The 10,620-nt window shown below is 50.3% G+C and carries 6 protein-coding genes; all 6 read left to right on the forward strand.

Translation table 11 applies throughout. The annotated features are described in order from the left end of the window. A partial coding sequence (locus J2Z18_RS30065) for a chitobiase/beta-hexosaminidase C-terminal domain-containing protein (protein ID WP_210095775.1) occupies window positions 1-2,115 on the forward strand: 2,115 nt, incomplete at its 5' end. 288 nt (window positions 2,116-2,403) lie between these two features. Continuing rightward, entirely contained in the window at window positions 2,404-3,351 is a 948-nt protein-coding gene (locus J2Z18_RS30070) for a PQQ-binding-like beta-propeller repeat protein (protein WP_210095776.1), read from the forward strand. Window positions 3,352-3,470: 119 nt separating this feature from the next. Continuing rightward, a complete protein-coding gene (locus tag J2Z18_RS30970; RefSeq protein WP_083832634.1) occupies window positions 3,471-4,499 on the forward strand; it encodes a cadherin-like beta sandwich domain-containing protein in 1,029 nt (342 codons plus the stop codon). A 75-nt stretch (window positions 4,500-4,574) separates the two neighbouring features. Continuing rightward, the gene (locus J2Z18_RS30080; protein WP_138919337.1) at window positions 4,575-5,639 is read left to right on the forward strand and encodes an S-layer homology domain-containing protein; all 1,065 of its coding nucleotides are present in this window, start codon (window positions 4,575-4,577) and stop codon (window positions 5,637-5,639) included. 209 nt (window positions 5,640-5,848) lie between these two features. Next, window positions 5,849-9,151 (forward strand): S-layer homology domain-containing protein, encoded by a 3,303-nt coding sequence (locus J2Z18_RS30085; protein WP_007130934.1) that lies wholly within the window; start codon window positions 5,849-5,851, stop codon window positions 9,149-9,151. Between the two features lie 567 nt (window positions 9,152-9,718). Next, on the forward strand, window positions 9,719-10,620 hold a 902-nt coding region (ltrA, locus tag J2Z18_RS30090; RefSeq protein WP_312889716.1), incomplete at its 3' end, for a group II intron reverse transcriptase/maturase.

Raw genomic sequence — 10,620 nt, forward strand, 5'->3', positions numbered from 1 at the left:
AGCACGACAACGGAAGGAGCAATGATTTACTACACGACGGACGGCAGCACGCCTACTAGTAGCAGTGCCGAATATACCGCGCCCATCGAAGTGACCTCGGAAATGATGCTCAAGGCAATTGCGGTGAAGGCAGGTATGCTAGACAGCGAAGTTCTGGAGGAACATTACACGATCCTATTACCTGATCAAGTTGCCAAGCCGATCGCAAGTCCTGCGGGCGGAGCGGTTCAATCCGGCACCAAGGTAACATTGAGCACGACAACGGAAGGAGCAATGATTTACTACACGACGGACGGCAGCACGCCTACTAGTAGCAGTGCCGAATATACCGCGCCCATCGAAGTGACAACAGAGATGACGCTCAAGGCGATTGCGGTGAAGGCAGGTATGCTAGACAGCGAAGTGCTGGAGGAGCATTACACGATCCTATTACCTGATCAAGTAGCGAAACCTGTTGCAGATCCATCAGGTGGTGCGGTTCCATCTGGCACCAAGGTGACGTTGAGCACGAGAACTGAAGGAGCAACGATTTTCTACACGACGGACGGCAGTACGCCAACGAGCAACAGTGCCGAATATACCACGCCCATCGAAGTGACCGCAAAGATGACGATCAAGGCAATTGCAGTGAAGTCTGGCATGCTCGACAGCGAAGAGATGGAAGAACAATATACGATTCTATCACCTGATCAAGTAGCGAAACCTGTTGCAGATCCATCAGGCGGTACGGTTCCGTCTGGTACAAGGGTGACATTGAGTTCGTCGACCGAAGGAGCGACGATTTATTACACGACGGATGGCAGCACGCCGACAAGCAGCAGTATGGAATATACCACACCCATTGAAGTGACCTCGGAGATGACGCTCAAGGCAATTGCAGTAAAGGCTGGCATGCTTGACAGCGAAGAGATGGAGGAACAGTATACGATTGCAACGATACCTGCACCAGCGAATTTAACAGCTTCTGCGGCTGATCGTTCCGTTACATTAAAGTGGGATGCTGTCACGGGAACAGGCAGCGTGACTTACGCAGTTTACCAAGCGGAAGGCCCATCGGCTTCTGTCGATCCGGCGAACTGGAAGCTCATTCAATCGAATGTTACAGCGAACTCCTATATCGTCACAGGATTGACGAACGGAACAACGTATGCATTTGCAGTGAAGGCTATCTCTGAGGAAGGAGCCAGTGATATCTCCAACGTAGCGACAGCGACCCCAAGAGCACCAGGGGGGAACAGTGATTCAGGAGGCGGTTGGGGTGGATATGTATTATCTAGTAATGCTGACTTGGCAGATTTGCAAGTATGGGCAAACGAGAAATCGTTGAAACTAAGCCCTTCATTTACTTCTGGAACAACAGAATATACGGCCCGTACAGAAGGCGAACGAATTGAGATTGTGGTCAAAGAAGCTCACTCCGCGGCGAAAGTGATATGGAAGGGCAAGGTAATTACGGACAGTATTCAAGTCGATTTGGAGGAAGGCGACAATACGATTGAGCTAACGGTACAAGCGGAGAATGGCACGAAGAAAACCTATACGCTGACCATTTATCGTGAAATGCCAAAGCCAAATGAACCGGTTATTGCATTTACCGACATCGCTGGACACTGGGCGGAGGACTATATCATGCGTGCTGTAGAGAAAGGCTTTGTCAGCGGTTATCCGGACGGCACTTTTGAGCCAAACAATCCGGTTACTCGCGCCGAGTTTACTGTGATGCTGGCAGGTGCATTGAAACTGGAAGGCAACGGTTCTGAGCTAACTTTCACGGATCATGACCGGATCGGCGGATGGGCGAAGCAAGCCGTTGCGCAGGCCGTACAAGCGGGCATCGTGGATGGGTACAACGATGGCAGCTTCCGTCCAAACGCACAGATCACCCGCGTAGAAATGGCTGCGATGATCGCTCGGGCGTTACAACTACAGCTTAACGCTAACGCGTCAACCGGCTTTGCCGATGATGAAGCGATTCCGCAGTGGGCGAAAGGGGCGGTCGAAGCCATCCGCAAACTTGGCATTGTCGATGGCCGCGGCGGAAACCGTTTTGTGCCGAACGAAACGGCTACCCGTGCAGAAGCGACGGTGATGCTGCTAAGATTGTTGGATAGATGATAGAGCATCGTGCTGACAAGTATTTCCCTCATCGTCACGAAGTGAAATCAATGTCCGTCCTATATAGACTGGAAACGCACTTGTAATCTGTATGCTGCATGATGACGATCACCGGAAAGCCGTATGAGGGAAAACCTCACGTACGGTTTGATGAGGAGGGGCTGGCTCCGCCCAGCCTTTCACTCTAGCTTCAATGTTTTCAGTTTGAAATGAGTAAATCTTTTTATAATGGTTGCCAGGTTTTTAGCGTTTTCTTCATTGATACATTGATACAAAGGTGGGAAATATATGAAGATGAATAAAAAATTCAATCTGTTATTCGCTATTTTTTGTTATATGGCCATTATACTTGTCGATGGCAGCGTTGAAGCATCTGCTGCTGAGTCGTTTATACAAGGCTCTGGATATGAGCAAGGGAATTATGACCTGGAAGCGATTCAACCGACGGCGTTTAACTGGACGAGACAGTCGAGGTTTTCCGGCAGCGAAGCGTTTGATATGAAATGGTCATTTAAAACTGAAGGACGTGTACGTTCATCACCGGCGATAGCTGCAGACGGTACAATTTATGTCGGCTCAGACGACGGGCATTTGTATGCGTTGACGGCGAGTGGCGAGCAGAAATGGAAATTTGCGATCAATGGTAGTGATTTTGGCAACCCCGGCATTTATTCGTCGCCATCCATCGGAGCTGATGGGACGATCTACGTCGGGGGGGATGACAGTTATTTATATGCGATTCATCCAGACGGTACTTTGAAATGGGATTTGAAAATAGGGTCACTGGTTTTCGTGTCCCCTTCACCAGCCATCGGAGCGGACGGGACGATTTATGTCGCTACCGAGGACGGTACTTTTCATGCAATTTCCGACGATGGAGACACGGGAAGGGAAAAGTGGTCATACAAAATATCAGCATTTTGGCCGATGATTAAGTCGTCCCCGGTAATTGCAGCTGATGGTAAGATCTATGTGGGTGATTTCGAAGGTATTCTCTATGCATTTGAACCGGAGCAAGATGCGGATGATGTCAAGCCGAAATGGATCTTTGAAACTAAAACGGGTAGTGCGATCAGAGCGACACCGGCAATCGGGGATGATGGGACGATCTACTTGGGTTCAGAGGATGGTAATTTATATGTACTGGATTCGTCGGGTCAATTACAATGGAGGTTTGATGCAAAAGATCCGATCTCCAGCACTCCGGTATCGGTTCTGACGGTACGATCTATATAAAGACTCATTCGAAACTCTATGCATTTGCGCCGCAACAAGCGGCGGATGACGTTAGCCCCAGATGGTCGGCGGAATTTGGATACGTTACTTATGCTACGCCGATTGTCGATGCCAATGGCATGCTTTATGTCGGAACTCACGACAGCAATTTGTACGCGATAGATTCAGCGGGCAATATGCGGTGGTCATTTCAGACAGGCGGTTCGATTACTTCATCAGCGGCCATCGGTGCCGATGGTACGATTTATGTGGGTTCTTACGATGGACATTTATATGCGATCGGGCAGGTTGATATAAATGCTCCGACTAACGTAACGGCAAAGGCTGGAGAAAGGTCTGTGCAGCTTGAATGGGAGGTGGTTTCTGATGCCTCCTCTTACGCAATCTATATGGCTACAGGATCAGAGCCGCCGGATACGCAGGATTTATCGAACTGGAAACCATTAAATGACGAGCCGCTTATGGACACATCATGGCTGGTTGATGAGTTAAAGGCAGGAACAAAATATTGGTTTGCTGTGCAAGCCGTTACTGAAGGGAATAGTAGAAGCCAGTTGTCAGCTCCGGTTAGCGCAACGCCGTATGCTGTGGTAAAAGCGGTGAATGATCTCAATACGCTTGAAATAAGCAAGCATATCACGAGCGATCAATTAGCGCAATATTTGCCAACCGAGGTTTCTATACAACTGCACAACGAGACGTTAGAGCCGGATGTGGGAGTCAATTGGGAAATAGTGAATTCTGATTACAATCCGGATCAATCTGGGACATATTGGATATCTGGAAGCTTGCAATTGCCCGAATATTATCTGAACCCGGATAAATTGAAGGCAAAGCTACAGGTTCGTGTTTTACCGGGGTCGAATGCCAAGTTGTCTGAGATTCGAATCAATGGTAAAATTTTAGAAAATTTCAATCCAGATCTGTTTACTTATTATTTGACGGTACCTTATTCAATGGATCGCGTGACAGTAACAGCTTCAACTTACGACTCATCGGCATCGTATGAGGTGATTGGTGGGCAAGAAGCGGTGCTCGAGATCGGTGACAATTCGATTTATATCCAAGTTATATCAGAAAATGAAAAGGAGGAGCGCACTTATTCTTTATACATTGAGCGCCAACTGCTAACGATTACGGAAATTTAAAGGCCAGATACGATATATGTGCCTTATAACACGAAGTTGCAGGATGTTTCCGTACCCGATTCGGTGTATGTTACGTTGGACGATCTTCGCACGATTGAGGTGCAAGTGAGCTGGAATGAAGTTCACCCTGAATACAATGGCAAGGTGGCTGGTCGTTATGAATTTATAGGCACCTTGCAATTGCCTGAGTGGGTGAACAATCCGCTGAATATCAAGGCGAAGGTAAGTGTGATCGTGCTGGACGAGCGTAAGCGAAGCTCCTCGTCATCACCGTCTTCCCGTACGGATCGTGTTTCCAGCGATGCCAAGCTTTCATCACTGGAAATATGGGCAAACGGTCGGATGTTAACTTTACAACCTTCGTTTGCTCCTGATGTGCATGATTACACCGTATTTACAGATGCAGAGGAAATGGTATTTATTGCTCAAGCAGCGCACGATGCGGCCGAAGTGTACGTTGATGGTGTACTTTTGTCACGCTCGGTGCCGATCAGCAAGAAGCTGACAAGTGGCAACAATGAGTTCACGTTTGTCGTTCGTGCGGAAGACGGTACCGAGAAGCGATATACGCTGACCGTGATTCGAGAGACGGCTACTCATGAATCGTCGATGCCATTTTCTGATATTGCCGGACACTGGGCGGAGGACTACATCATGCGTGCTGTAGAGAAAGGCATCGTCAGCGGTTATCCAGATGGCACATTTAAACCGAATCATCCAGTCACACGCGCCGAGTTTACTGTGATGCTGGCAGGTGCATTGAAACTGGAAGGTGACGGCTCCGCGCTAACTTTCACGGATCATGACCGGATCGGCGGATGGGCGAAGCAAGCCGTTGCGCAGGCCGTACAAGCGGGCATCGTGGATGGATACAACGATGGCAGCTTCCGGCCAAACGCACAGATCACCCGCGTAGAAATGGCGGTGATGATCGCTCGGGCGTTACAACTACAGCTTAACGCGAATGCGTCAACCGGCTTTGCCGATGATGAAACGATTCCGCAGTGGGCGAAAGGTGCGGTCGAAGCCATCCGCAAACTTGGCATTGTCGATGGCCGCGGCGGAAACCGGTTTGTGCCGAACGAAACGGCTACCCGTGCAGAAGCGACGGTGATGCTGCTAAGATTGTTGGATAGATGATAGAGCATCGTGCTGACAAGTATTTCCCTCCGATTGGGAAGCGATCAGTTCCGACGAATCCGGGGAACAACAGCAGTGCGTGAACAAGGCCATGCTTGCGATGGAAAGAATTGATCTGGAAGCCTTGGAGAAGGCGAGGAGTGGACTTTATGACGGACAATGATGTGGAACTTGCGGTCTCCGCACATTAGAAAGGAAGTGAAAGGAAAATGAGACCGTTTAAATCATCCGTTCTGTTGGCGGCGTTAGTTCTTTTTTTCGGATGGACCTGGACACAACTGTTTGGGAATGTCGGCATATCGGTTCAGGCCGCCGATGACGGTGCATTCGCGCCGTTAAGCAGTGATTTTGCCGGCGGCTCAGGCACGGAAGAAGCCCCGTATATTATCGAAACCGCTGAACAGCTGAACAAAGTGAGAGATTATCTGGATGCCCATTTCAAATTGGGAGCCGATATTAATCTTTCAACTTACAGTTCCGGAGAAGGATGGTTGCCAATCGCAACGGAATACTCTTCTCCTTTTACCGGAACATTTGATGGCAACGGCTATCAAATTACAGGTTTAAAGATCAACCGTGAAGATGAGAACTACCAATCTTTGTTTGGAGTAACGTCAGAAACGGCTGTCATCCGGAATGTCCATCTCGAGGTCGTGGAGATCAAGGGGTATGATTACATCGGCGGGTTAGTAGGGTATAGCTACGGGATGATTGAAAACAGTACGGTAACGGGAACCCTTATTCGAGGAGAAATGAAGGTTGGCGGGTTAGCCGGTATTGTTAGAAATGACGTGATCGGGTCATCCGCCCATATCGAAGTTGTCGGAGAGCGTGAAGTCGGGGGTCTGGCAGGTCTATTTAGGGGTTCGACTGGTAAAAAGATTACGATTCGCGATTCATTTGCAACTGGTGACGTTGCGGGCATAAATAATCTTGTAGGTGGTTTAGTTGGCATAATTTCATCGGGAAATATAGGAAGTGTCAATGAAATCACGAATTCATATGCGACTGGGGAGGTTAATGGAGACCAGCTTGTAGGTGGATTTGTTGGTAAAGCTGAAGCCCTTCCATCTGGTGTGGTCAGAATTAAGAACTCCTATGCGACAGGGAATGTCAACGGTAAGCAATACGTGGGTGGTTTGATCGGATTTAATGTTACAAATGGTTACGATTCGCCAATAAGTTCAGTGATAGAAGTTGAGCATTGTTACGCGACAGGCAAGGTAACAGGTCATTCTGAGACTGGCGGGCTGGTCGGGGCGAATAATGAATATGAAGAAAGAGGAAATATCATTGAGGTCGCCGGCAGCTACTGGTTGACCGATAGCTATACGGATGGTGAACTCCCTGACAATGGAATCGGAATACCTGTGGAAGAGGCGGATCTCCGCGATCCGGAAACATTTAAGGATTGGGATCTCACAGAGGGCTGGTACCAGTACGACGGACATCGGCCATTTCTCCAATGGCAAAACCCGCTCATCTCCTGGGCTGCGTCCATTGCAAACGATCAGTTGAACCTTGACGACAAGACCCACATTACCGTGAATACGGAACATCAAAACGGGGATCGCTACAATGCGACAACAACCGCCAGGTATAGCGTTGATCCGGATGACCCCGAAATTGTGCGTGTTGATCCTAACGGGGAGGTCAGCACCGTCAAAGGCGGCAAAGCGACGATCACCGTCTCCTTATTCGACAAGTCCGAGACTCTCGACATCGTCGTGGACAGCGGAAATCCGGAACCGCCGACGATCACCCTTCATCCCGACGGCTGGACCAATGCTGCCAAAGTGGAAGTGGCGATCGACCACAGCGCCGCTAACCCAAGGCAGACAGATGTTCACACGATTCGTGTGAAAGTCGGCGACAAGGAGTGGGAGGATCGTGCATTTAACGGTACACCTATCCGCTTAGAGGTGACGGAAGAAGGGCAAACGAAGATCCAGGCGCAAGCGATGGATGACATCGGCAATAAGAGTACGATCGTTGAGCGGACCGTGAAGATCAGCAGAAGCGGCCTGAAGCTGGATGTGGATTTGTATTTTACCGATAATGACAGTAAAGCATATCCCAGCGGAACGTGGACGAACCAAAGTGTGACCGCAGCGGTTTATGCTTCTCATGACCACGGGATCGCGCTGCGGCCCATTGCATATTCGTTGGATGAAGGAGCGGCTTGGGAGATTTATCATGATCCGCTCGACTTCACAACAGAGGGGCAGTACTCGCTTTGGTTCAGAGTGGAAGATGTATTAGGCAATGAAATGAGCGAGCATGTACTCATCCGTATCGATCACACGAATCCGGAGATCGAATTGAAACCCGACGGCGATGAAACCCTTTCGCGGACCATATCCAGTCAAGTCAACGTGAAGGACGACGGCAGCGGGATCGATGCCGCTTCCCTCCGTTATGTTTGGTCAACGAGTTCAGACCCGTTGGATGAACATGCATATTGGCAACCTTTCATTAACCAAAGCACGTTGAGTCATGCAGACAAAAACGGCGGCGACTGGTATTTGCACATTTACGCCAAAGATCAGGTTGGTCAAGAGAGTTACCGAATATCCCGGCGCTTTCGTTTAGAGCGGGAGCCGGTTTCTTCAGAACCGCCGAGTCCGCCTGTCTATATCCGCTCCGGCAATGCAACACTGAGGGAGCTCATCTTGTCAGAAGGCGCGTTGATACCGGAATTTTCGGGGGACATTACGACGTACAAGGCTTTGATCCCGCATGATGCTGACAGCATCCAGCTCACGATCCGTGCTGCACATCATCAGGCTGGAATCAGCGTGAATGGTCGGCAAGTCCGGAGTGATCAGGGAAGCATTCGCATCCCCTTGCACACGGATACGGATATCATTGACATCGTGGTCACTGCAGAAGACGGAACGCGCAGAACGTATTCCATCACCGTGGAACGTATGCAAGAGGAGATGCCGGACCCGCCTTCCCCGGAGCCGTTATTTGCGGATATTGCGGGTCATTGGGCGGAGCCGTTCATTCAGGAAGCCTATGCAAAAGGCATCATTGCCGGATACCCTGACGGTACGTTTAGACCGGATCATGCCGTCACCCGCGCTGAATTTACGTTGATGCTCGTTCGTGCCTTGCGGCTGGAAGGAGAAGCGGGAGGCGATGCGCCTGCTTTTGCGGACGGGGAGCAAATTGGCGAATGGGCAAAGCAAGCGATTGATTTGGCGGCAAGGGCAGGCATTGTTTCAGGATATGAAGATGGAACATTTCGACCTGGTCGCCCGGTCACTCGTGTGGAAATGGCGGTGATGATCGCAAGAGCAACAGGAGCGGAGTTGACCGACCATACGCACACCCGATTTGCAGACGATGCCCGTATTCCGGCATGGGCGAAAAGTTACGTGGAAGAGGTTCGTATCATGGGCATCATTCACGGTCGCGATCGCAATCTCTTCGCGCCGAATGAGACGCTGACCCGCGCGGAAGCGGTCACCAGTATCCTGAGATTGTTGGAGCTGTTGTCACAATAAGGTTTGGTGCAGAAGCGCTTTTGCTTCTGCACCTTTTTTTTGCGGCGTGCCCAGCTAAGCACGCATCTTCTAGCCGGTGAAAGTCCGGTCGCGGGAAGGGCCAAGCCCCCGCGTAGCTAGGATACCTACGTATGGCGAAATCTGTACGTAGAAGCGTATCGACGAAAGTACCTGTCAGAGGCAGGGCGAGCAACATACCAGGCCGTAACATGAAAGTGAATCCTGCCGCGTCGTCAAAAAGGCCTCGCAAGAGGGAAAAGAGGAAGCCGAGTCCCGCGTACATGGACGAAGGCCATGGAAGCTGCCTAGAACTTGGAGCGGCAGTGAAGAATCCTCCGGCGTAGAGGGAACGGCATGGTATGAAAGAGGATGCAGTGAACTGGGGAGGCCCTCCCCTGCACGGTTGCAGAAACCGTAAAGAGGCCTTCTATAAGCCCCAGAGGTGAAGTGAACGGTCTGCAGGAAGGGAGTCCGAGGGGCTCATAGTACCGTGGAACGCAGGACAACACAACCTGCGGGAGGGAAGGAGCCCTGCTTTGTTCAAGTTTCTTGAGGAGGTACGAGTCAGTGAATGCCAAACGGCTAACAACACCAGAGGAAAACGTTCAACAACTCCAAGGGAAACTCGGTCATGCGGCCAAGGAGAACAAGAAGCGAAGATTTCACGCGCTGTACGACAAGGTCTATCGGGTAGACATCTTATGGGAAGCGTGGCGAAGGGTACGAGCCAACGAGGGCTCGGCAGGAGTGGATGGAGAGACGTTGGCAGACATCGAGAAACAGGGAGAAATGCGTTTTGTGCTTGAATGTCAACGGCTACTGAAAGAAGGGAAGTACCATCCACAACCCGTTAGACGCCACTACATCCCGAAGAAAGATGGCAAACTGCGACCGCTGGGGATCCCGATGGTGAGAGACCGCGTCATCCAGATGGCGACCAAACTCGTCATGGAACCCATTTTCGAGGCGGATTTTCAGGACACGTCTTTCGGTTTTCGGCCTAAGCGGAGCGCGAAACAGGCGTTGGAGCGAATCCGGAAAGCATGCAACCGCAAAGGAAATTGGGTGGTCGACGTCGACATCCAAGGCTACTTCGACAACATCAATCAGGAGAAACTGATGAAGCTGATCGAAATGCGGATCAGTGACAGGCGAATCTTGAAGTTGGTGAGGAAGTGGTTAGGTGCGGGAGTGATGGAAGAAGGAAACATCCGACGCTCAGACTTGGGTACACCGCAAGGGGGAGTGATCTCACCACTGCTGGCGAACATCTACCTGAATTACTTTGATCTTCTGTGGGAACGACATGGCGGTAAGCTTGGGGAACTGACGCGTTATGCAGATGATCTGGTGATCATCTGCAAGACGAAGAAGTGGAGTTGTCAAAAAAAGTGCAGTTTGAAAACACCCTCATACAGAAATCCCGTTACTAAGCTGCTTGCGACAGCATTCTTTCGCGATAAATTGCT

The organism is Paenibacillus lactis, assembly GCF_017873605.1.
GTDB lineage: Bacteria > Bacillota > Bacilli > Paenibacillales > Paenibacillaceae > Paenibacillus_AQ > Paenibacillus_AQ lactis.